At 72.4% G+C, this 21,286-nt stretch carries 20 protein-coding genes and 1 riboswitch; of the genes, 9 read left to right on the forward strand and 11 right to left on the reverse strand.

Features of this window, described 5'->3' with window-relative positions:
* The first annotated feature begins 86 nt into the window (after positions 1–86).
* Genes ACQPZF_RS14255 through cobM form a run of 3 tightly spaced genes read left to right on the forward strand, consistent with a single transcriptional unit; the run spans position 87 to position 2,385 of the window.
* A complete protein-coding gene (locus ACQPZF_RS14255; RefSeq protein WP_433271880.1) occupies positions 87–479 on the forward strand; it encodes a pyridoxamine 5'-phosphate oxidase family protein in 393 nt (130 codons plus the stop codon).
* A complete protein-coding gene (gene cbiE, locus ACQPZF_RS14260; protein ID WP_433271881.1) occupies positions 476–1,645 on the forward strand; it encodes a precorrin-6y C5,15-methyltransferase (decarboxylating) subunit CbiE in 1,170 nt (389 codons plus the stop codon). The genes ACQPZF_RS14255 and cbiE overlap by 4 nt, the downstream gene beginning before the upstream one ends.
* The gene (gene cobM / locus ACQPZF_RS14265) at positions 1,642–2,385 is read left to right on the forward strand and encodes a precorrin-4 C(11)-methyltransferase (RefSeq protein ID WP_433271882.1); all 744 of its coding nucleotides are present in this window, start codon (positions 1,642–1,644) and stop codon (positions 2,383–2,385) included. Before cbiE ends, cobM begins: the two co-directional genes overlap by 4 nt.
* 2 nt (positions 2,386–2,387) lie before the next feature.
* Here the strand turns inward: cobM and ACQPZF_RS14270 are convergent, their stop codons facing one another.
* A complete protein-coding gene (locus ACQPZF_RS14270; RefSeq protein ID WP_433274554.1) occupies positions 2,388–3,443 on the reverse strand; it encodes a cobalt-precorrin-5B (C(1))-methyltransferase in 1,056 nt (351 codons plus the stop codon).
* Positions 3,444–3,460: 17 nt separating this feature from the next.
* Between ACQPZF_RS14270 and ACQPZF_RS14275 the strand changes: the two genes are divergently transcribed.
* On the forward strand, positions 3,461–4,174 hold the full coding sequence (locus tag ACQPZF_RS14275; RefSeq protein WP_433271883.1) for a cobalt-precorrin-6A reductase: 714 nt from the start codon (positions 3,461–3,463) through the stop codon (positions 4,172–4,174).
* On the opposite strand, the gene ACQPZF_RS14280 is transcribed toward ACQPZF_RS14275, so the two are convergent.
* Genes ACQPZF_RS14280 through ACQPZF_RS14290 form a run of 3 tightly spaced genes read right to left on the reverse strand, consistent with a single transcriptional unit; the run spans position 4,149 to position 7,383 of the window.
* Positions 4,149–5,762, reverse strand: a complete 1,614-nt coding sequence (locus ACQPZF_RS14280) for a precorrin-2 C(20)-methyltransferase (protein WP_433271884.1) — start codon at positions 5,760–5,762, stop codon at positions 4,149–4,151. The genes ACQPZF_RS14275 and ACQPZF_RS14280 overlap by 26 nt on opposite strands.
* Entirely contained in the window at positions 5,759–6,379 is a 621-nt protein-coding gene (locus tag ACQPZF_RS14285) for a precorrin-8X methylmutase (RefSeq protein ID WP_433271885.1), read from the reverse strand. Before ACQPZF_RS14285 ends, ACQPZF_RS14280 begins: the two co-directional genes overlap by 4 nt.
* Positions 6,376–7,383 (reverse strand): hypothetical protein, encoded by a 1,008-nt coding sequence (locus ACQPZF_RS14290; protein ID WP_433271886.1) that lies wholly within the window; start codon positions 7,381–7,383, stop codon positions 6,376–6,378. The genes ACQPZF_RS14285 and ACQPZF_RS14290 overlap by 4 nt, the downstream gene beginning before the upstream one ends.
* 51 nt (positions 7,384–7,434) lie before the next feature.
* Positions 7,435–7,504: riboswitch (cobalamin riboswitch) on the forward strand.
* 55 nt (positions 7,505–7,559) lie between these two features.
* Here ACQPZF_RS14290 and cobN point away from each other — a divergent pair.
* Entirely contained in the window at positions 7,560–11,123 is a 3,564-nt protein-coding gene (cobN, locus tag ACQPZF_RS14295; protein WP_433271887.1) for a cobaltochelatase subunit CobN, read from the forward strand.
* A gap of 131 nt (positions 11,124–11,254) precedes the next feature.
* Here the strand turns inward: cobN and ACQPZF_RS14300 are convergent, their stop codons facing one another.
* Genes ACQPZF_RS14300 through ACQPZF_RS14320 form a run of 5 tightly spaced genes read right to left on the reverse strand, consistent with a single transcriptional unit; the run spans position 11,255 to position 14,940 of the window.
* Positions 11,255–11,488 carry a ribbon-helix-helix protein, CopG family gene (locus tag ACQPZF_RS14300; protein WP_433271888.1) on the reverse strand — a complete coding sequence of 78 codons (234 nt, stop codon included), beginning with the start codon at positions 11,486–11,488 and terminating at the stop codon, positions 11,255–11,257.
* Between the two features lie 10 nt (positions 11,489–11,498).
* Positions 11,499–11,966, reverse strand: coding sequence for a ribonuclease E activity regulator RraA (gene rraA / locus ACQPZF_RS14305; RefSeq protein WP_433271889.1), 468 nt, complete (start codon positions 11,964–11,966; stop codon positions 11,499–11,501).
* Between the two features lie 8 nt (positions 11,967–11,974).
* Complete coding sequence (locus ACQPZF_RS14310) at positions 11,975–13,234, reverse strand: hypothetical protein (RefSeq protein WP_433271890.1); 1,260 nt, start codon at positions 13,232–13,234, stop codon at positions 11,975–11,977.
* A gap of 35 nt (positions 13,235–13,269) precedes the next feature.
* Entirely contained in the window at positions 13,270–14,544 is a 1,275-nt protein-coding gene (locus ACQPZF_RS14315) for a hypothetical protein (protein ID WP_433271891.1), read from the reverse strand.
* Positions 14,545–14,550: 6 nt separating this feature from the next.
* Positions 14,551–14,940: a RidA family protein gene (locus ACQPZF_RS14320; protein ID WP_433271892.1), complete on the reverse strand. Its 390-nt coding sequence runs from the start codon at positions 14,938–14,940 to the stop codon at positions 14,551–14,553.
* Between the two features lie 175 nt (positions 14,941–15,115).
* Between ACQPZF_RS14320 and ACQPZF_RS14325 the strand changes: the two genes are divergently transcribed.
* From ACQPZF_RS14325 to ACQPZF_RS14340, 4 genes are all read left to right on the forward strand, one after another.
* A complete protein-coding gene (locus ACQPZF_RS14325) occupies positions 15,116–15,268 on the forward strand; it encodes a family 1 glycosylhydrolase (RefSeq protein ID WP_433274556.1) in 153 nt (50 codons plus the stop codon).
* Positions 15,265–16,296: a LacI family DNA-binding transcriptional regulator gene (locus ACQPZF_RS14330; protein WP_433271893.1), complete on the forward strand. Its 1,032-nt coding sequence runs from the start codon at positions 15,265–15,267 to the stop codon at positions 16,294–16,296. Before ACQPZF_RS14325 ends, ACQPZF_RS14330 begins: the two co-directional genes overlap by 4 nt.
* A gap of 25 nt (positions 16,297–16,321) precedes the next feature.
* A complete protein-coding gene (gene bla, locus ACQPZF_RS14335; protein WP_433271894.1) occupies positions 16,322–17,239 on the forward strand; it encodes a class A beta-lactamase in 918 nt (305 codons plus the stop codon).
* A 70-nt stretch (positions 17,240–17,309) separates the two neighbouring features.
* Complete coding sequence (locus tag ACQPZF_RS14340; protein ID WP_433271895.1) at positions 17,310–17,903, forward strand: D-alanyl-D-alanine carboxypeptidase family protein; 594 nt, start codon at positions 17,310–17,312, stop codon at positions 17,901–17,903.
* An 88-nt stretch (positions 17,904–17,991) separates the two neighbouring features.
* Here the strand turns inward: ACQPZF_RS14340 and ACQPZF_RS14345 are convergent, their stop codons facing one another.
* Together ACQPZF_RS14345 and ACQPZF_RS14350 are read right to left on the reverse strand one after the other, a co-directional pair.
* Complete coding sequence (locus ACQPZF_RS14345; protein WP_433271896.1) at positions 17,992–18,393, reverse strand: lipopolysaccharide assembly protein LapA domain-containing protein; 402 nt, start codon at positions 18,391–18,393, stop codon at positions 17,992–17,994.
* Positions 18,394–18,544: 151 nt separating this feature from the next.
* The gene (locus tag ACQPZF_RS14350; RefSeq protein ID WP_433271897.1) at positions 18,545–21,235 is read right to left on the reverse strand and encodes an XRE family transcriptional regulator; all 2,691 of its coding nucleotides are present in this window, start codon (positions 21,233–21,235) and stop codon (positions 18,545–18,547) included.
* Positions 21,236–21,286 lie beyond the last annotated feature (51 nt).

Here is a 21,286-nt window from a genome sequence, read left to right on the forward strand (position 1 = left end):
CGAATGGCCGGGTCTCCCGGCCGGGGGCGGTGAAATCGACGCGTCACGTTTTCGACCATAGCGGGCCCGTGCCGCATGATGCACCCATGTTGTCTGCCAAGGGCGAGGAGTTCCGGTCGTTCTGGACCGAGCGCCACCTGTGCACCCTGACCACCCTGCGCGCCGACGGCACGCCCCACGTCGTGCCGGTCGGCGTCACGCTGGACGTGGCGTCGGCGACCGCACGGGTCATCGCCTCGCGCGGCTCGCATAAGGTGCGCCAGGTGCTCGCCGCCGGCCCCGCAGGGGCGCTCGTCGCGGTGTGCCAAGTGGACGGCAGGCGGTGGTCGACGCTGGAGGGTCGCGCGGTGGTCAGGCAGTCGGCGGACGAGGTCGCGGACGCGGAGCGCCGGTACGCCGAGCGCTACCGGCAGCCGCGGCCCAACCCCGAGCGGGTCGTGATCGAGATCGCGGTGACCCGCGTGCTGGGCACGGTGTGATCACCGTCGTCGGCATCGGAGCGGACGGCTGGGCGGGCCTGCCGGACGCGTCCCGCCACGAGATCGCCGCAGCCGAGGTGCTGATGGGCAGCGCCCGCCAGCTCGCGCTGGTGCCCGGCTCGTTCGACCGGGTGCCGTGGCCGTCGCCGCTCGTCCCGGCGCTGCCGGGGCTGCTGGCGGCGCACGCGGGCCGCCGGGTGTGCGTGCTGGCCAGCGGAGACCCGATGTTCCACGGCATCGGCTCGACCCTGGTCCGGCTGCTCGGGGCGGACGCCGTGCGGGTGGTGCCGCACCCGTCGTCGGTGTCGCTCGCCTGCGCCCGGCTGGGGTGGGCGGTGGACGCGGTCGACGTGGTGAGCCTGGTCGGGAGGCCCGTGTCGCTGCTCGTGCCGCACCTGCACCCGGGGCGGCGGGTGCTGGTGCTGGGCGGGTCGCCGCCGGAGGTCGCCGCGCTGGCCGGTGACGCGCGGCTGACCGTGCTGGAGCGGTTGGGCGGGCCGGACGAGCGCGTGCACCACGACCTGGCGGACGCCGATCCGCTGCACGTGCTGGCCGTGGAGTGCGGGTCGGGCGGGTACTCGCTGGTGCCGGGGCTGCTGGACGACGCCTACGAGCACGACGGGCAGCTCACCAAGCGCGAGGTGCGGGCCGTGACTCTGGCTCTGCTCGCGCCGAGGCCCGGTGAGCTGCTGTGGGACGTGGGCGCGGGGTCCGGCAGCATCGCGGTCGAGTGGTCGCGCACGCATCCGTCGTGCCGGGCGATCGCCGTCGAGCGCGACCCCGTGCGGGCGGAGCGGATCGGTCGGAACGCGGGTGCGCTGGGCGTGCCGGGGGTCGAGGTGGTGGTGGGGGAGAGCCCCGCCGCGCTGGACCTGGCGCCGCCGGACGCCGTGTTCATCGGCGGTGGACTCACCGCGCCCGGCGTGGTCGAGCGGTGCTGGGACGCGCTGCCGCCGGGCGGGCGGCTGGTGGCCAACGCCGTCACGCTGGAGTCGGAGGCCGTGCTCGCCCGGTGGTACGGGGTGCTGGGCGGGTCGCTCACCCGGCTCGCGGTCAGCCGGGACACTCCCGTGGGCGGCTTCACCGGCTGGCGACCGCACATGCCGGTGACCACGTGGGCCGTGACGAAGGAAGACACCGTGCCGGAGCCTGAGGAGAACCAGTGACCGTCCACTTCATCGGCGCGGGGCCCGGTGCGGCCGATCTGCTGACCCTGCGGGCCGTTCGGCTGCTGGAGACGTCCCCGGTGTGCCTGTACGCGGGGGCGTTGGTGCCGACCGAGGTCCTGTCGCACTGTCCGCCGGACGCCCGGCTGGTGGACACGGCGAACCTCGACCTGGACCGGATCACCGACGAGCTGGCGGCGGCCCACGCGGCGGGTTCGGACGTGGCGCGGTTGCACTCCGGTGACCCGTCCGTGTTCAGCGCAATGGCCGAGCAGATGCGTCGGCTGGACGCGTTGGGCATCCCCTACGACGTGACGCCCGGTGTGCCCGCGTTCGCGGCGGCGGCGGCGTCGCTGCGCCGGGAGCTGACCGTCCCCGGCGTGGGCCAGACCGTGATCCTGACCCGCACCTCGGCCCGTGCCACGCCCATGCCGCCCGGTGAGGACCTGGCGGCGCTGGGGCGGTCGCGGTCCACGGTGGTGCTGCACCTGGCCGTGCAGCGGATCACCGAAGTGGTCGCGGAACTGCTGCCGAACTACGGGCCGGACTGCCCGGCGGCGGTGGTGGCGTACGCGAGCCGTCCGGACGAACTGGTGCTCCGGGGGTCGCTCGCCACGATCGCCGCGCAGGTGGCCGAGGCCGGGGTCAAGCGGACCGCGGTGATCATCGTCGGCGACGTCCTCGCCGCGGAGGACTTCACCGACAGCCACCTCTACTCGACCGCCCGCTGCCGCCCGTGACGCTACGCGCGGCCGACGATCGTGCCCGCCCGGTCGATGACGATCACGTCGACCGCGACCGGAGCGCCTTTGAGCACGTCGTCGGCGGTGGCCTTCGCCCGCACGGCGATCAGGTCGCCCAGCGGGACGCCGGCCTCCTGGCACAGGTGGAGCGCGCCGAGGGCGGTGTTGGCGTGGCGGACGGCCTCGGCGAGGTCCGGGTCGTCGACCAGCGACGCCAGGAAGTCGTGGTTCACCTGGGAACGGCCCGAGTGCAGGTCGAGGTGGCCGTCGGCGAGCTTGGACAGCTTGCCGATGCCGCCCGCGATGGTCAGCCGGTCCACCGGGTGCCGCTTCAGGTACTTCAGCACCGCGCCCGCGAAGTCGCCCATGTCCAGGAGAGCGCTCTCCGGCAGCCCGTGCACGGTCGCGGCGACCTTCTCCGACGTGCTGCCGGTGCATCCGGCGACGTGCCGGCGGCCCTCGGCGCGGGCCACGTCGATGCCGCGCCGGATGCTGTCGATCCACGCCGAGCACGAGTAGGGCACGACGATGCCGGTGGTGCCCAGGATGGACAGGCCGCCGAGGATGCCCAGGCGCGGGTTCCAGGTCTTCCGGGCCAGTTCCTCGCCGTGCTCGACGGAGACCTCGATGACGACGTCCCCCGTGCCGCCGTGCTCGCGGGCGACGCGTTCGACGTGCTCGCGCATCATCCGGCGCGGCACGGGGTTGATCGCGGGCTCGCCCACCGGCAGCGGCAGGCCGGGCTTGGTGACCGTGCCGACGCCGCGGCCCGCGCGGAACACCACGCCGGTCCCCGGCTCGCCGTGGCGGACCGTCACCTCGATCAGCGCGCCGTGCGTCACGTCCGGGTCGTCGCCCGCGTCCTTCACGACCGCCGCGCGGGCGTGGTCGGCGGCCAGTTCCTCCTTGGCCAGCGCGAAGCCCGGCGTCTGGCCCTTGGGCAGCAGGATCTCCACCGGGTCGGGGAACTCGCCGGTGAGCAGCGCGGTGTAGGCCGCGGTGGTGGCGGCCGTGGCGCAGGCACCGGTCGTCCACCCGTAGCGCAGTTTCACGATGTCAGGATGCAACAGCGATGAGAACGGTGTTGGTCCTGGGTGGCACGGGCGAGGCGCGGGAACTCGCGCGCAAGGCACCCGCCGGGACGCGGGTGATCTCGTCCCTCGCGGGGCGCGTGACGTCGCCGAAGCTGCCCGTGGGCGAGGTCCGGATCGGCGGCTTCGGCGGGGTCGGCGGCCTGGTCGCCTATCTGCGCGCCGAACGGGTGGACGCGGTGATCGACGCCACGCACCCGTTCGCCGACCGCATCACGGCCAACGCGGTCGCCGCGACCGCCGAGGCCGGCGTGCCGCTCCTCGTGCTGCGCCGCCCCGGCTGGACCGAGCGGGCCGGCGACCGCTGGACGTGGGTCGACTCGATCGCCGAGGCCGCCGCCGTGGTCGGTGGTCGGCGGGCGTTCGTCACCACGGGACGGCAGGGGCTGGGCGCGTTCGCCCGTGGGGTGGCGCGGACCGTAGACCCGCCCGAGGACGCCACCGCGTTGGAGATCATCTTGGCTCGCGGACCGTATACCGTGGACGGTGAGCTGGAGCTGATGCGGCGGCACCGCGTCGAAGTCCTGGTCACCAAGGACAGCGGCGGCGAGATGACCGCCGCGAAGCTCGTCGCCGCCCGTCAACTGGGCCTGCCGGTGGTCGTCGTCCGCCGCCCGCCCGCGCCCGCCGCGCCCACCGTCGACACGGTGGACGCGGCGGTCGACTGGCTCACGAGGGGTAGCGCCGGGGCGTGAACACCGTGCCCCGCCGGGTGACCCGGGTCTGCGAGGACCCGATCAGCAGCAGGCACCGCATGTCGACTTCGGCGGGGTCGAGGTCCGCCAGCCGCACCACCCGGACGGTCTCCTCCGGGCCGCCGACGTCCCGGCCGATCACCACGGGCGTGTCGGGGGAACGGTGCTCAAGCAGGAGGTCCCGCGCCGCCGCGACCTGCCACGTGCGGCTGCGCGAGGCCGGGTTGTAGATCGCCAGCACCAGGTCGGCCTTGGCGGCGGCGGCCAGCCGTTCGGCGATGACGTCCCACGGCTTGAGCCGGTCCGACAGCGACACCACGCAGTAGTCGTGCCCCAGCGGCGCGCCGACCCGGCTGGCGACGGCGTGCGCGGCGGTGAGGCCGGGCAGCACGCGCACCGGGACCTCCGCGAACTGCTCCTCGGCGGCCACTTCGAGCACGGCGGCGGCCATCGCGAACACGCCGGGGTCGCCCGACGACACGACCGCGACCCGCCGGCCGCGCTTGGCCAGGTCCAGCGCGAACGCGGCCCGCTCGGACTCGACCTTGTTGTCCGAGGCGTGCTTGCGCTGCCGGGGGTTGGTCGTCACCCGGTTCAGGTAGGTGATGTACCCGACCAGGTCGTCGGCCTCGGAAAGCGCCTTCCGCGCCTCGGGGGTGAGCCATTCGGGGCCCGCGGGGCCGAGACCCACGACGACGACCTCACCAGGTTGCGCCTCGCCTGACCGCGCCACCGCATCGGCCTGCTGCGCGCCGCTCGCCGCGCCTGTTACGTGCGCGGTGGTGGTCGGGTTGGCTGTGTGCGCGCTGGTCGCGGGGTCCGCCAGGTGCGCGGTGGTGGTCGGGTTGGCCGCGTGCGCGTCGATGGCCGCGCCTCCCGCGGTGGCCTTGCTGGGCAGCAGGGCGAGCGAGAAGTACGGCACGCCGTCGGGGTCCACTTCGGACAGTGGCGCGGTGCGCTGCCCGCCGGTCGTGGCGCGCTCGACGTACCAGGCCTCGTCCAGCCGCCCGGCCCGCTCCAGCGCCTCCCGCACGTGCGGGAAGGTGCGGCCCAGCTTCATGATCGCCACCGGGTCGCCCGCCGCCAGGTGCTCGGCCAGCGTCTCCGCCGGCAGCGTGCCGGGCAGCACGGTCAGCACCTCGTCCCGCTCCACCAGCGGCTTCCCGAGCACGGCCGAACCGGCGCTCACGGACGTCACACCGGGCACGACCTCGGCCGGGTACCGGTGCGCCAGCCGCTTGTGCAGGTGCATGTACGAGCCGTAGAAGAACGGGTCGCCGGCGGCCAGCACCACCACTGTCCGGCCCGCGTCCAGGTGGGCCGCCAGGCGGGTGGCGCACTCGGCGTAGAACGCGTCGATCTCGCCCTGGTAATCGTCCGAGTCCTCGGTCGTCACCGGGTAGACGAGCTGTTCCTCGACCTGGTCGCCGCGCAGGTAGGGCTCCGCGATCCGGCGGGCCACGCTCCGGCCGTGCCGGGCGCTGTGGAACACGACGACATCGGCTTCGCCGATCAGACGGGCCGCCTTCACGGTCACCAGCTCCGGGTCGCCCGGCCCCACTCCGACGCCGTACAGCCTGCCCGTCATTCTTCCTCGCTCGCGATCGCGTTGACGGCCGCCGCGGTCATGGCGCTGCCGCCCCGACGCCCGCGCACGACCAGGTACGGGAGCGCGCTGTCCGCCAGCGCCTCCTTGGACTCGGCCGCGCCGATGAAGCCGACCGGGATGCCCAGCACCGCCGCCGGGCGGGGCGCGCCGGCCGCGATCAGGTCGAGCAGGTGGAACAGGGCGGTCGGGGCGTTGCCGATGGCGACCACCGCGCCGGCCAGCTTGTCGCCCCACAGCTCCAGGGCCGCCGCGCTGCGGGTGTTGCCCAGTTTCGCCGCCAGCTCGGGCACCCGCGGGTCGCCCAGCGTGCAGAGCACCTCGTTGTCCTTCGGCAGCCTGCGCCGCGTCACGCCGGACGCGACCATCTTCGCGTCGCACAGGATCGGCGCGCCCGCCAGCAGCGCCTCGCGCGCGGCGGACACCACGTCGGGGGAGTAGGCGATGTCCCGGACCAGGTCGACCATGCCGCAGGCGTGGATCATCCGCACCGCGACCCGCGCGACGTCCGCCGGCAGGCCGGCCAGGTCGGCCTCGGCGCGGATGGTGGCGAAGGACCGGCGGTAGATCTCCGCGCCGTCCTTGATGTAGCTGGTCACCTGATCTCCTCGTACCCGTCGCCGGTCGCGACGAACTCCACCACGTCGCCGGCGGGACGCCCACACCGCCGTGCGCAGCCCGACCAGTGCACGCGGCCCGCGTGCGGCGTCCCGATCCACCGCGCGGCATCCGCTCGCACGTCCGACAGCGACTTCGCGCAGCCCGGCCGCCCGGTGCACGCGCTCACGCCGTGCCACGGGGACTCGGGGTCGGTGAACAGGCCGGACGTGTCCGTGCCCGCCGGCACCACGACGCTCCGCCACGGCGTGATCCGCACCGGCGCGCCGGCCAGCAGCCGGGCGTCCAGCCTGCCCAGCGGAACGCCCGCCACCACCCGGTCGCCCACCGGTCCGGGTGCGACCGGGATCACAGTGGCGGCAAGGACTTCCGAACCCGGACCGCCCAGGGCGGCCGTGATCTTCCGCACACCCGAGTCCACTTCGGACAGCCGCCACGCCGTGCCGCGCAGCTCCTGGAACAGCCGGGCGGCCCGCACCACGGCGGCCACTGGATCGGTCACGCGGAGGCCCGAGTCCCGCCCGGCGAGGAACAGCGCGTCACCCACCAGGCCGATGTCGCCGCCGAGGCCGCTGACCGCCGCACCCACCGTGACCAGGAAGCGGCCCGGCAGGTCGGCCAGTTCGGGGAGCCCGCACAGCGCCCCGTCGATCGCGTCCACCAGGTCCTGGTTGTCCTCCAGCGGCGCGGCGATGATGTTGCGCATCCGCTCGTGGGTCCGCGAGGGCAGCAGGCCGGCGTCGCGCAGGCGTGCTGCCAGCTCGTGCTCCGCGCCCGGCGCCAGGCCTCTGATCTGCACGTTCGCCCGCGAGGTCAGCTCGATCCAGCCGTCGCCCAACTCCAGCGCGGCGGTGCGGAGCACGTCGGTCCGCGCCGCCGACAGCGTGCCGCCGGGCACCCTGATGCGCGCCAGCCCGCCGTCCGCCGCCTGGTGCACGTCGACGGCGCCGGGGCAGGCGTCGGGGCGTTCGCGGTCCTGGGGCATGGGCTGGATGCTAACCCCGGTTAGGGTGACATCCGAACGGCGAAGCAACAGGAGGAAGCCGGTGCGAATCCGGCGCGGTCCCGCCACTGTGACCGGGCGCGAGCCCGGGAGTCAGGAACTCCGCCCGCCGTCCCCTACGACCTGGGGCGAGGACCCCCGAGGGATGGAGCCCGCACGTGATCCTGCTGTTGTCGACTTCCGACACGGACCTGCTGTCCGCCCGTTCCAGCGGCGCCGACTTCCGACTGGGCAACCCCGCCCGGCTCACCGTGGACGACCTGCCCGACCTGGTGGAGGGCGTGGACCTGGTGGTCGTGCGCATCCTGGGCGGGCGGCGGATGTGGGAGGAGGGGCTCGACCGGCTGCTGGCCGGCCCCCGTCCCGTGGTCGTGCTGGGCGGTGAGCAGAACCCCGACGCGCCGCTGATGGAGCTGTCCACGGTGCCCGGCGGCGTCTGCGCCGAAGCCCACGCCTACCTGGCGCACGGCGGCCCGGCGAACCTCGCGGAGCTGCACAAGTTCCTGTCCGACACGGTCCTGCTGACCGGGTTCGGCTTCACCCCGCCGCAGGCCGCGCCGACCTGGGGCGTCCTGGAACGGCCCGCGCCGGCCAACGACGGCCCGGTGGTCGCCGTCCTGTACTACCGGGCGCACCACGTCGCCGGGAACACCGCGTTCGTGCACGCCCTGTGCGACGCGATCGAGGCCAAGGGCGGGCGTCCGCTGCCGGTGTACTGCGCGTCGTTGCGCACGGCGGAGCCGGCACTCCTGGCGGAGCTGGGCACCGCGGACGCGCTGGTGGTCACCGTGCTGGCGGCCGGCGGCACGAAGCCCGCCACCGCGTCGGCCGGCGGTGACGACGACGCCTGGGACGTGGGCGCGCTGGCCGCGCTCGACGTGCCGATCCTGCAAGGGCTGTGCCTCACCAGCAGCCGGGCGGCGTGGGACGAGAACGACGACGGACTGTCCCCTTTGGACACCGCCACGCAGGTCGCCATCCCCGAGTTCGACGGCCGGATCATCACCGTCCCGTTCTCCTTCAAGGAGATCGACGAAGACGGCCTGACCGTCTACGTGGCCGACCCGGAACGCGCGCTGCGGGTCGCCGGGATCGCCGTGCGGCACGGGAAGCTCCGCCACATCCCGCCCGCCGAGCGCCGGATCGCGGTGATGCTGTCGGCGTACCCGACGAAGCACTCGCGCATCGGCAACGCGGTGGGCCTGGACACGCCCGCGAGCGTCGTGCGGCTGCTCAACGCGTTGCGGGACAACGGCTACGACATCGGTGACGACCTTCCGGGCGTCGATGATCTGGACGGCGACGCCCTGATCCACGCGCTGATCGCGGCCGGTGGCCAGGACGCCGACTGGCTCACCGAGGAGCAGATCCAGGGCAACCCCGTCCGCCTGCCCGCCGCCCGCTACCGCGAGTGGTACCGGACGCTGCCCGAGGACACCCGCGCGGACATGGAGCGGCACTGGGGCGAAGCGCCCGGCGAGCTGTTCGTGGACCGCTCGAAGGACCGGGACGGCGAGATCGTGCTGGCCGCCCTGCGGTCGGGCAACGTCGTGGTGATGGTCCAGCCGCCACGTGGCTTCGGCGAGAACCCGATCGCCATCTACCACGACCCGGATCTGCCGCCGAGCCACCACTACCTGGCCGCGTACCGCTGGCTGGAGGCGGAGTTCGGCGCGGACGCGGTGGTCCACGTCGGCAAGCACGGCAACCTGGAGTGGCTGCCGGGCAAGACGGTCGGCATGTCGGCGGGCTGCGGCCCCGACGCGGCGCTCGGCGACCTGCCGCTGATCTACCCGTTCCTGGTCAACGACCCCGGCGAGGGCACCCAGGCGAAGCGCCGCGCCCACGCCACGCTGGTCGACCACCTGGTGCCGCCGATGGCCCGCGCCGACAGCTACGGCGACATCGCGCGGCTCGAACAGCTCCTGGACGAGCACGGCAACATCGCCGCGATGGACCCGGCCAAGCTGCCCGCGATCCGGGCGCAGATCTGGACGCTGATCCAGGCCGCGAAGCTGGACCACGACCTCGGCCTGGAGGACCGGCCGCACGACGCGGAGTTCGACGAACTGATCCTGCACGTCGACGGCTGGCTGTGCGAGGTGAAAGACGTCCAGATCCGGGACGGCCTGCACATCCTGGGCGAAGCGCCGACCGGCGAGACCCGGGTGAACCTCGTCCTGTCGATCCTCCAGGCGAAGCAGGTGTGGGCCGGCCAGGTGGCCGCGCTGCCGGGGCTGCGCGAGGCGCTGGGACTGGCCGACAACACCCGCGCGTCGACCGACGCGGTGGAGGCGCAGGCGCGGGCCCTGGTGCAGGCCATGGAGGACGCCGACTGGGATCCGGCGGTCGCCCGCACGCTGACGGACTCCGAGGACGTGGCGAGGATCCTCGAATTCGGCGCGCGCGAGGTCGTGCCCCGGCTGGCCCGCACGACGGACGAGATGGCCAACGTCCTGCACGCGTTGAACGGCGGCTACGTCCCGGCCGGCCCGAGCGGGTCGCCGTTGCGCGGCTTGGTGAACGTGCTGCCGACGGGCCGCAACTTCTACTCCGTCGACCCGAAGGCCGTGCCGTCGAAACTGGCCTGGGAGACCGGCCAGGCGATGGCCGACTCCCTGCTGGAGCGCTACCGCGCCGACACCGGCGAGTGGCCCCCGTCGGTGGGCCTGTCGGTGTGGGGCACCAGCGCGATGCGGACGTCCGGCGACGACATCGCGGAAGTCCTCGCCCTGCTGGGCGTCCGCCCGGTGTGGGACGACCAGTCGCGGCGCGTGACCGGGCTGGCCGCCATCCCGCTCGGCGAGCTGGGCCGGCCGCGCATCGACGTGACGGTCCGGATCAGCGGCTTCTTCCGGGACGCCTTCCCGCACGTGGTGGCGCTGCTGGACGACGCCGTGCGGCTGGTCGCCGACCTCGACGAGGCCGCGGAGGACAACTTCGTCCGCGCCCACGCCCGGACGGCGTTGGCGGAGCACGGGGACGAGCGGCGGGCGACCATGCGGATCTTCGGCTCCAAGCCCGGCGCGTACGGCGCGGGCCTGCTGCCGCTGATCGACAGCCGGAACTGGCGTGACGACGCGGACCTGGCCGAGGTGTACGCGGTGTGGGGCGGGTACGCGTACGGGCGCGAACTGGACGGCGTCGAGGCACGGCCGGACATGGAGAGCGCGTACAAGCGGATCGCCGTCGCCGCGAAGAACATCGACACGCGTGAGCACGACATCGCCGACTCGGACGACTACTTCCAGTACCACGGCGGGATGGTGGCGACCGTCCGGGCGTTGACCGGCAAGGCGCCGGCGGCCTACGTCGGCGACAGCACGCGGCCGGACGCGGTGCGGACCCGGACGCTGCACGAGGAGACGAACCGGATCTTCCGGGCGCGGGTGGTGAACCCGAGGTGGCTGGCGGCCATGCGCAAGCACGGGTACAAGGGCGCGTTCGAACTCGCCGCGACGGTCGACTACCTGTTCGGGTACGACGCGACGACCGGTGTGGTCGCGGACTGGATGTACGAGCAGCTCACCGCGAGCTACGTGCTGGACCCGGAGAACCGGAAGTTCCTGGCCGAGTCGAACCCGTGGGCGCTGCACGGCATCTCGGAACGCCTGCTGGAGGCCGCGGACCGAGGGCTGTGGGAGCACCCGGAGCCGGAGACGCTGGAGGCGCTGCGCGCGGTCTACCTCCAGACCGAGGGCGACCTGGAAGACGGCCGCTGACCCTTCCGCGGTGGCCCTTCGTCGGCCTCCCCTCCGCTACCGGTCGGAGTGGAGGCCGGTGACTCCTCCGCGGTGGCCCGTCGTCGGCCGCCCCTCGCCACCGGTCGGGGTGGGGAGGGGCGGCCGGGTGGTCAGTCGAGTTCGGCGGGTTTCGTCGTCAGTCGGTCGATCCGCTTTTCGAGTTCCTTCTCGCGTTGCGCCAGCCGGGCCCTGACCAACGTGACCAGCTCTTCCGTGTCGTAGCTGAGCAGGTACTTCGCGATCGCCTTGCGGATGATCTCGGACACCGAGATCTCCTCCGCCACCGCGATCAGCTCCAGTTTGTCGAGCTGGCGGTCATCCAGTCGTACGGTCGTGTTCTTCACCCGCCGACCCCTAGGAGGTCTGCATCACGACGACACCGTCGGCGTCGCACACGACCCGGTCACCGGAGCGCAGGGTGACGTCCTCCAGGGTCACCGGCACGCCGACCTCTCCCGGACCGTCCACGGGTCCGCGCCTCGGCCAAGTGCCGCGCGCCCAGACCCCGATGGGCATGTCCGCCAAGGCATCCGTGTCCCGCACCAGGCCGTCGACGACGATGCCCTGCCACCCCTGTTCGAGGGCACGAGCGGCGAGCCGGTCGCCGACCAGGGCGTAGCGCGCGGCCGTGCCGCCGCCGGCCACCACGAGGATGCGGTTCTCGCCCGGTCCGGCCAGCACCTCCCGGATCACCTGGTTGGCGTCACCGGTCCTCGCCGTCTCGATGCGGCCGTCGAGCAGGCGGACCCCGCCGTACCGGATCAGCGGGACGGGCAGCACCAGGGCGGAATCGTTCTCGTCGCACAGATCGGAAGTGTTCATCGTGTTCCTCACAGAAGGTTCTTGAGCAAGGCTTCCAGCCAGGACGCCGCCTCGGCGGACAGGACGCCGACCGTCATGGCGGAGCTGACGGACCGGATGAAGCCGGGGCTGCCGGTGGCGGCGTTCCGGACCACCGCCCGCAGGCGCGCGTCCACTTTGCCCAGGTCCGCCCGGTCGGTGCTGGTGTCGGCCAGCGTCGCCAGCTCGACCAGCTCGGTGCGGGTGTCGTCGTCCGCGTAGTCGTGCACGGCCCGCGCCACTTCGGCGAGCACTCGCGCGTACCGGTCGGCGGTCAGCGCCTCCAGCGCGGTCAGGGTGATGTCCACCTGGCGATCGGTGAACCTCTCGTGCGACGCCAGCGCGCCCGCCAGCAGCGTGGTGACCTGCGTGAGCTGGTCGCCCCGCGCGCTCACCTCCGCCTCCAGCACGCTCGTGATCCGGCGTTCCGCGTTGAGCCGCGCCTGCGCCAGTTCGAGCGCGCCTTCCAGCCGCACGCGTTCGATCGCCGAGGTGGTGAACGAGGTGACATCGCGGACGCCGCTGATGACCTGGCCGTAGTGGTCCAGGGTCCGTTCGATCTCCTCCTTCGCGTCGGCCGTTTCGATGATCAGGCGGACCGTGAGGTCGTTCTGGTGGATCTTCACCCGCGCGCCCTGGTCGCCGTGCCGCTCGCGCACTATGGTGGCGAACTCGTTCAGCACCATCATCCCGGCGTTGAAGTAGTCGGCCGGGAACTCGATGAACCGCTCGATCACGTCCGGGCCGTGGGACAATTCGCTGAAGTGGACCCGGTGGTCGATCCGCACCAGCAGTTCGTAGCAGAGGTTCACCGTGAACACCTGGCGCTGCCTGCGGTCGTCCTCGGCGGACACCGCGCTTTTCACCAGCGCGCACGAGTCGGCCGGCGGCAGGTCCAGCCGGATGCTCCCGGCCAGGTCCTTGGCCCTGTCCAGCGCTTCGGCGTACAGCTCCTCCTCGGCCTGGCCGAGCCCGAGGAGGTCGTTCAACGTGGTCGACAACTGTCCCTGGAGCAGGGCGGCCCGCTTCTTGAAGCTCTCCGTGTCGTCGTACTTGCGGTGGGCTTTCATGGCGAGGACATGTGACCGCTGCACCGTGACCAGCGTGCCGCGGATCCGGTCGAGGTGGGCGGCGAAACCATCGCCGACGGCGGTCTCCGCGGTCAGCAGGCCGATACCGCACGCCAATAGTTCGAGAATTCGGGAGACGTCGTCGGCAGGGTACTGACGCTCCATGAGATCAGTGGCCATTGCATATCCCCTAGGTCGACATCCGTGGCGGTCGGCTAAGCGGCCGTGAGACCGAGTCGGAGGTCGAAACTGTACTGGACTTCGGCGAAGTCGCCGGCCAACGCGCGGATGAGCGAGAGCTGCGACCGGGATGGTCGATCCGATTCGGTGAAGGACACCAGCGTCCGGGCGATCAAGGCCATTTCCGGAACGCCCATGCCGGTCCGGGTGACCGACTGGACACCGATCCGGAGCGCGTCCACGCCGTGCACCCGGCGCGCGTTGACGCTGATCCCGGCGCGGATCAACCGCTCGGCCCACTGCCGGGCCGGCAGCTCGGTCCCGGAGGCCACGAACACCTCGTGACTGCTGGTCGGGCACCCTGCCGGGCCGATGACGCGGGCGCCGAGGCCGGCCAGCTCCCCGGCCAGGGCCCGGGCGTTGACCAGCATCGCGTCCGCGTACCGCTCGCCGAATTCCTCCATTTCGAGGAAGGCCACATACGTGGCGATGGCGTGGTGGGTGTGCTGGCTGGACACGAGTCCGTTCGACAGGGCATCCCCGATCTTTCGCGCCCGCGCGGCCGTGTTCGACGCGATCACCGCCTTCTGCACGCCGGGGAAGCTCTTGTGGGTGTTGCCCTGCACGATGTCGGCGCCTTCGCCGAGCGGGTCCTGGAACCTCTTGCCCAGCATCAGCCCCAACGTGTGGGACGCGTCGTAGACGAGCAGTGTGTCGGCGCCGACGATCGTGCGCAGTCGGCGAACGGGCTGGGCGGCGAGCGGCAGCCCGTGGTCGAACAGGATCATCTTCGGGCTCGGGTGCCGGCCGCTCTCCCGCTCGAATCGCGCGGCGTCCACCGTGAACAACTCGTCGTGCCAGGGCAGGTAGGCGGAGCGTCGGCCGAGGCGCTGGAGCAGGTAACGGGTGGCGAAGTGGCCGCCGTGCTCCGGGCTGATCGACAGCACGAGGTCGCCGGGTTCGGTGAAGGTGATCAGCGTCGCCAATATCGCGTGGACGCCGGAAAGGGGGCGGAAATCGACGCCGCCCGCCGTGAGGGCGTGTTGCGCGAACCGTGTCGCGGCTTCTTCGAGCGAGGCGACGCCCGGTAGTCCGCGCAGGATGAGGCCGTGGGCGTCCACCACTTTTTTCCGGGCGTGTTCGGCGAGCGACCCGATGTGGTAATCGGTGGCCAGCGGGCTGGCGACCAGTCGCTGGACCAGTCGGGACGGTCTGCTTTCGTAGGCGGTCAGCCGCAAGAGGCCCGTCGACGATCGCTCTTCATGCTCGATGGCCCGCAGGAGGCTGCGTAAGTCGTGTGCTGCGCACATCTTTCCTCATCGTCTTTCGTGGGCGACCGCGTCGACCGCCAGCGCGTATCCGTGGTGGACACCGCCGACCTCGATCACCGACCGGGCGGGCCGGGCGGAGCCGAACTGGAGGGCGAACTCTTCGTTCACCTCGGACCAAGCGGCCACGTCCCGGAGGTACACGGTCACTTTGAGGATGTCCTCGGCGGCGCACCCGGCCCGGCGCGCGATGGCCAGGACGTTGCCGATCGCCTGCCGCGCCTGGTCTTTGACCGGCGACTCCTTGGTCAGGTTCGCCCCGAGCGGGAGTTGGGCGGAGATCCACACCTGACCGTCGGGCGTCTTGGTGGCTTGAACGTAGTGGCCGAGTGGTTCGGGCGCTTCGGCGTCGTTGACTCGAACGATCGCGCTGTTCATGGCGAAAGCTTACGGGCGCATGCGTCAGTGCGCAAGGCGCATTGCGCATGCGCGCATGCGCAACGCGTCCGGAATGTGTGGAGTGTTCATGTTCCGCAGTGGTGCGACTTGTCCGCATGAGTGTCCACAGTGGACGTACCTGCTCGCCGGCCGGGCGCATTCCGCCCAGTAGTCGATCAATGGCGATCTCGGCGAGGAGGGAGGTGTCGAGCGGTTCGGGATCGCACATGTCGACTACGAGACGCGGTTGAGGACACCTAAGATGAGATCCATGTGGTACTCGCAGGTTGCCGCCGGCAACGCACCCGCAGCGATGGCCGCCTCGTGAGAGATGCCGTCGACCCGCCCAAGGCACGCCGACCCAACACCCGGCTGGAGGAGGTCGCCCGCGCCGCCGGGGTGTCGAAGTCGACCGTGTCGAGGGTGATCAACGGCGAGCCGTACGTCAGCGCGAAGGCGCGGGAAGCGGTCCACCAGGCCATCAGGCGCCTCGGCTACAGCCCCAACCAGGCGGCCCGCACGCTCGCGGGCAGTCGGGCGAACTGCATCGCCCTGGTCGTCTCCGAGCCGGGCAGCCGCGTGCTCGCGGACCCGTTCTTCGCCGGCGTCCTGCGTGGCGTGCACGCCGAGCTGACGGGCAAGCGGGTCCAACTGGTCCTGATGATGAGCAAGGACGGCGACGAGCAGGACCTCGTGAACTACCTGTGCGGCGGCCACGTGGACGGCGTGCTGGTGATCAGCCTGCACGGCCAGGACCCGCTGCCCCGCACGCTGGTCGACGCGGGCCTGCCCACCGTGGTCGGCGGCCGGCCGCTGGGCGCGGGCGGAGTGCCCTATGTGGACTCGGACAACTTCAACGGCGCGCTGGAAGCCGCCCGCTACCTGGCTTCGTCCGGCCGCAAGCGCATCGCGACCATCGCCGGCCCCCGGGACATGGCCGTCGGCATGGACCGGCTGTCCGGCTGGAAACGAGGCCTCGGCCAAGCCCGGCTGGCCGCGGACCTGGTGGCCTACGGCGACTTCACGCCGGACAGCGGCGCGGCGGCCATGGCGGAGCTGCTGGCCCGGGAGCCGGATCTGGACGCCGTGTTCGTCGGCGCGGACATCATGGCCCTGGGCGCTTTGCAGACGCTGCACGCCCACGGCAGACGAGTGCCGGAGGACGTGGCGGTCGTCGGCTTCGACGACCTGGTGATCGCCTCCACGGCCGCGCCGCCCCTGACCACGGTCCGACAGGACGTCGAACAACTGGGTCGCACGATGACCTGGCGGTTGATGGCGGAACTGGCCGGCGAGGAGAACCTCCCGCCGTTCCTCCTGCTGCCGACCTCGATGGTGACCCGCTCCAGCGCGTGAGCGGCCCGGCAGCGGAGGGAGGACCATGACACCTGCCGTCAGCCGTCGTGCTCTGCTGGGGATGGCGGCACTGCTGCCGTTGGCCGGCTGCACGGAGGGTGGGACAGCCGCTCTTCCGTCCTCTTCGTCCGCGCCGCCCTCCCCGTCCACCACCGCGGTGAACGAGCACCACGAGCACTTGGCCGGGCTGGAAGGGAAGTTCGACGCACGCCTAGGGGTGTATGCCCTGGCGACCGGCACCGGCGCCGCCATCGCCCACCGGGCGGATGAGCGATTCGCGTTCTGCTCGACGTTCAAGGGACTGGCGGCGGCAGCGGTCCTGCACCGCAATCCGTTGTCGCACTTGGACACCGTCGTCCGGTACACCCAAGACGATCTCCTGGAGCACGCCCCCGTCACCGGGCAGCACGTGGCCACCGGGATGACGATCCGCGAGCTGTGCGACGCCGCCGTCCGCTACAGCGACGGCACGGCCGGCAACCTCCTGGTCCGCGACCTGGGCGGGCCGGCCGAGCTGACGGAATACACCCGCGGCCTCGGCGACGCGGTCACCAGGATGGATCGGATCGAACCGGACATCACGACAGCCACACCGGGAGATCCGCGCGACACGTCTTCTCCGCGGGCATTGGGCGCGGATTACCACAAGATCGTGCTGGGGGACGCGCTGCCGGCCGAGAAGCGCGATTTCCTGCGCGCTCTGCTGGAACGCAACACCACCGGCGGCGAACGCATTCGAGCCGGTGTGCCGCAGGGCTGGACCGTGGCCGACAAGACCGGGACCGGTGACTACGGCACGCTGAACGACATCGCCGTGGTGTGGCCGCCGGATTCCGCGCCGCTCATCATCGCGATCATGTCCGGCAAAGCCACCGCGGACGCCGAATACGATCAGGCCCTCATTGCCGAGGCCGCCGCATATGTGATCGCCACCCTCACCTGACCGCGGACCCGCTATGACCGTGATCACCAAAACTGGGGTGGTCGCGCTTTCGGTGGGTAGTTTCGGTCCGGTGCCCACCACACCCGCCACGAAAAAGAGCCGCACGGTGATCGGTGCGCTGCTGGTTCTGGTGCTCGCGGTGGCCGCCGTGGCGGCGCTCGGCGTGACCGGCCGGGTGACGTTGGCCTACGACCGGCAGGCCGGGCGGCCGGCGGCGATCCTGGAGGAGATCCCGGGGCCGGAGACCGGTCCGGCCTGCCCGATCGACGGCCGCTACGTCGACGAGCAACCCGAAGGCCTGCGCCCCGACGTGCTGGACGCCTGGCGCCGGCTGCGGGCCGCGGCCGGGGAGCAGGGCGTCCGGATGTGCGTGCAGGACGGCAAGCGGAGCGTCGGCCAGCAGCAGCGGGAGTTCGCCGATGCCGTGCAGCGGTTCGGCACCGCCGAGCTGGCGGCGCAGTACGTCCTCCCGCCGGAGAAGTCCATGCACGTCAAGGGAACCGCGGTGGACGTGCAGCCACTTGAGTCGGCGGCCTGGGTGGAGCGCAACGGGCGCGCGCTGGGGTGGTGCCGCCGTTATCTGAACGAGGAATGGCACTTCGAGTACCACCCGGACTACGTGGCCGGGTGCCCGGCGATGCTGCCGAGCGCCGCCGGGAGCTGAGCCCCGCTCGCCGGACGGGTGGCTGGTCGGCGCGATCGTGCTGGGCCGGCGGTAGGCCGGCGCACTCGCGTGCTGGGCCGGCGGTTGGTCAGTGCAGCCCTCGTTTGGCCTGCCGGCGAAGCTGGAGGATCCTGGCCGCGCCCACCAGCGCCACCGTCACCGCGCCCCCGATCGCGGCGAACAGCAGCGCCACGCCCAGCGGCAGCGTGCTGGAGATGCCCAGGAAGTTGATCGTCGCGTCGGTCAGGTTCTGGAGGATGAAGACCAGCAGGATGATCAGCACGACGATCGAGGCCAGCACCGCCACCCAGGTGCCGCTGATCCGGGTCGGCCGCGGTTTGCGGGGCTTGGACGCGGCCGGCCGGTCGCCGACCTGGGACGGGCCCGCCGAGGTCAGACCCGCCTCCGGGGGACCGGCCAGGGGCGGACCGTCCGGGATCGGGGCGGCCGGGATCGCGGCGGTGCGGTCCTCGTCACGGGGAGTGGTCACGCCGCGATTATCGACCCGTTGGTGTGCGCCCGCCAGCGGGGCGGCGGGCTGGTGCCCGGATCGGCCGAACGGCTGCCGGTGGGCGGGCTGGTGCCCGGATCGGCCGAACGGTCGCCGGTGGGGCGGGCCCGTGCCCCGGATCGGCCGGCCGTCAACTGCACGGCGGTTGGTAGTCGATGCCGGAGAAGTTCCGGCGCCACTCGTCTTCGGAGATCGGGTCGTAGACGGTTTCGCACAGCGTCGCGATGGCGACGTCGACGTCGAACTGCCACGACCGTGTCGTGCCGTCGGAGTTCGAGGTCACGACCCAGTCCGGGGCGTCGCCGAAACCGATGCCGTAGATGCCGGCGGTCCGGCCGCTGATCCGCGCCCGCTGGGCCGGGTGGTGCGGGTCGGCCAGGTCCCACAGGCGGACCGTGTCGTCCTTGCCCGCGCTCGCCAAGGCCGTGCCGTCCCGGCGGAAGCCCAGGCTCAGCACCGTGTCGGAGTGGCCTTCCAGGGTGGCGATCTTCGTGGGGGCCCACGCGTTCGTCAGGTCCCACAGCCGGATCGAGCCGGACTTGCCGGCCACCGCGATGGTGCGGCCGTCGGGGTGCAGGGCGAGGGTCGAGACGTCCTCGCCGTCGCTCAGCTCGCCGATCTGCCTCGGCTCGCGCGGGTCCTCCAGGCTCCACAGGCGGACGGTGCTCTGGTTGTCGATGGTGGCCAGGACCTTGCCGTCGAGGCTGAACTCGATGTCCGCGATCCAGCGCGGGTGGTTCTCCAGCACCGCCAGCGCCACCGGTTCGCGGGGGTTGGACGTGTCCCAGACCGTGGCCTCCGAGGTGCCGTCCACGGTCACCAGGACCCGGCCGGTCACCGGGGCGAACGCCACGAGGGTGAGGGGGCCGGTGAACGTGTGGGCGACGACCGGGTTGCGCACGTCGGTCACGTCCCAGATGCGGGGGTCCGTCTCCGCCGTGGTCGCGTAGGCGCGCTCGGTCCGCGTGACGACGAACGACGTCACCGTGTTGCGCGGGACCAGGTAGCCGCCGAGCCGCTTGTTGATGCGGTCGTCGGCGATGTCCGGGACGCGGGCGATGGGCACCTGGGTGCCGTCCGGGCTCAGCGCCTGGCCGGTCAGCACCGACCGGCTCACCATGTCCAGGCTGGTCGCCGCGTGGGCGCTGAGCACGCGGTCGCGCAGGTCGTCGGTGCCGCTGAGGCGGTAGGCGGCGATCAGCATCTGGTGGGCCAGGTTCGGGTTGTCGTCCCGGCGGTTCTCCGCCTCGTTGGCCACGTAGCGCGCCACCGACAGGTTCCGCTCCCACGCCGCCTGCTGCTGCGCGCGGCTCGCCAGCACCACCGCGCCGCCCGCGAGCACGAGCAGCACCAGCAGGAGCGCGACGAGCTGCCGCAGCCTGCGGGTGTGGCGGTGGGCGAGCCGGCGTTCGCGGTCCCGCGCCGCGAGGCTGTCGGCGAGGAAGTCGCGTTCCATCACGCTGGTCCGGACGCCGTCGCGGCGCGTCCACTCCACGGCGGTGTCCAGGCGCGAGCCGCGGTAGAGCGCGTCCGGGTCGCGGCCCAGGGAGTCCCAGGTCGCGGCGGCCTCGGTGAGCTGGCGCATGGTGCGCAGGCCGTCCCGGTCGCCGGCCAGCCAGTTGCGCAGCCTGGGCCACGAGCGGATCAGGGCCTCGTGGGCGATCTCCACCGTGTCGCGGTCGAGGGTGAGCAGGCGGGCGTGCGCCAGGCGGTCGAGCACCACGTCGATGTCGACGTCGGTGTCCAGTTCCGCGCGCGGCAGTCGGCGTTTGGTGTCCTCGGTGCCGTCGCCCAGGGCCGTCAGGCGCAGGAACACCTGTCGGGCCAGCGCCCGCTGCTGCTTCTCCAGGGAGGTGAACGTGCGCTCGGCGGTCTGCGCGATGGCGTGTTGGATGCCGCCGGCCGCTTCGTAACCGGCCAGCGTAAGCGTGGTGCCGCGGCGGCGACGCCAGGTCTCCAGCAGCGCGTGCGACATCAGCGGCAGGACGCCCGCTTGGCCCGTCGCGTCCGCGATCAGCCTGCTGACCAGCGCTGTTTCCACCGTGCAGGACGCTTTGACGGCGGGCTGCATGATCACTTGGCGGAGTTCCTCGGGCCCCATCGGGCCCAGCAGGAGCTGGCTGTCGGTCAGCGCTTCGATCAGTTCCGGGTACTGGGCGCAGTGGCCGTAGAAGTCGGCGCGCACGCCCAGCACGACCCGGCAGCGGGCGGTGAGCAGGGCGTCCACGAAGGCCGCGCGCTGCTCGGCGTCCGGGCACAGGGTGAAGACCTCTTCGAACTGGTCGACGACGATCAGGTCCTGACCGAGGTCCAGCTTCTCCGGCCGCACGTCCAGCTCGCCGGGGGTGGTGAGCACGGTCGGACCGGGCAGCCGGGGCACCAGGCCCGCCCTGAGCAGCGACGACTTGCCCGCGCCGGACGCGCCGAACACGGCCACGAACCGGCGGCCGATGATGCGCTTCTCCAGGTCCTCCAGGACGCGGTCCCGGCCGAAGAACCACTCGGCGTCCTCCGTGCCGTACGGGGCCAGCCCCGCGTACGGCGGGTGGCCCTCCTCCGCGCTCGGGGGCGTGGGCAGGACTTCGGCGGCGACCTGGTGCCAGCGGTCCTCCCACTCGGCCTCGTCGCCCTCGCAGGCCCGCACGTAGGCCAGCGTCACGGCGAGGCTGGGCAGCTTCCGGCCGCCCGCCGCGTCCGACAGGGTGGTCGCCGAGTAGTGCGCGCGGGCCCCGAGCTGCCGGTAGCTGTAGCCGCCCGCCTTGTCGCGCAACGACCTCAGGTCGGCCGCGAACTTCAGCAGCGGACTGTCACCGACATCCAACGGGCGCTCTCCACGCGGCACCGGTTCACCCCCTGACCAGGTTCCCCGATT

The organism is Actinosynnema sp. CS-041913 (assembly GCF_050942485.1).
GTDB lineage: Bacteria > Actinomycetota > Actinomycetes > Mycobacteriales > Pseudonocardiaceae > Actinosynnema.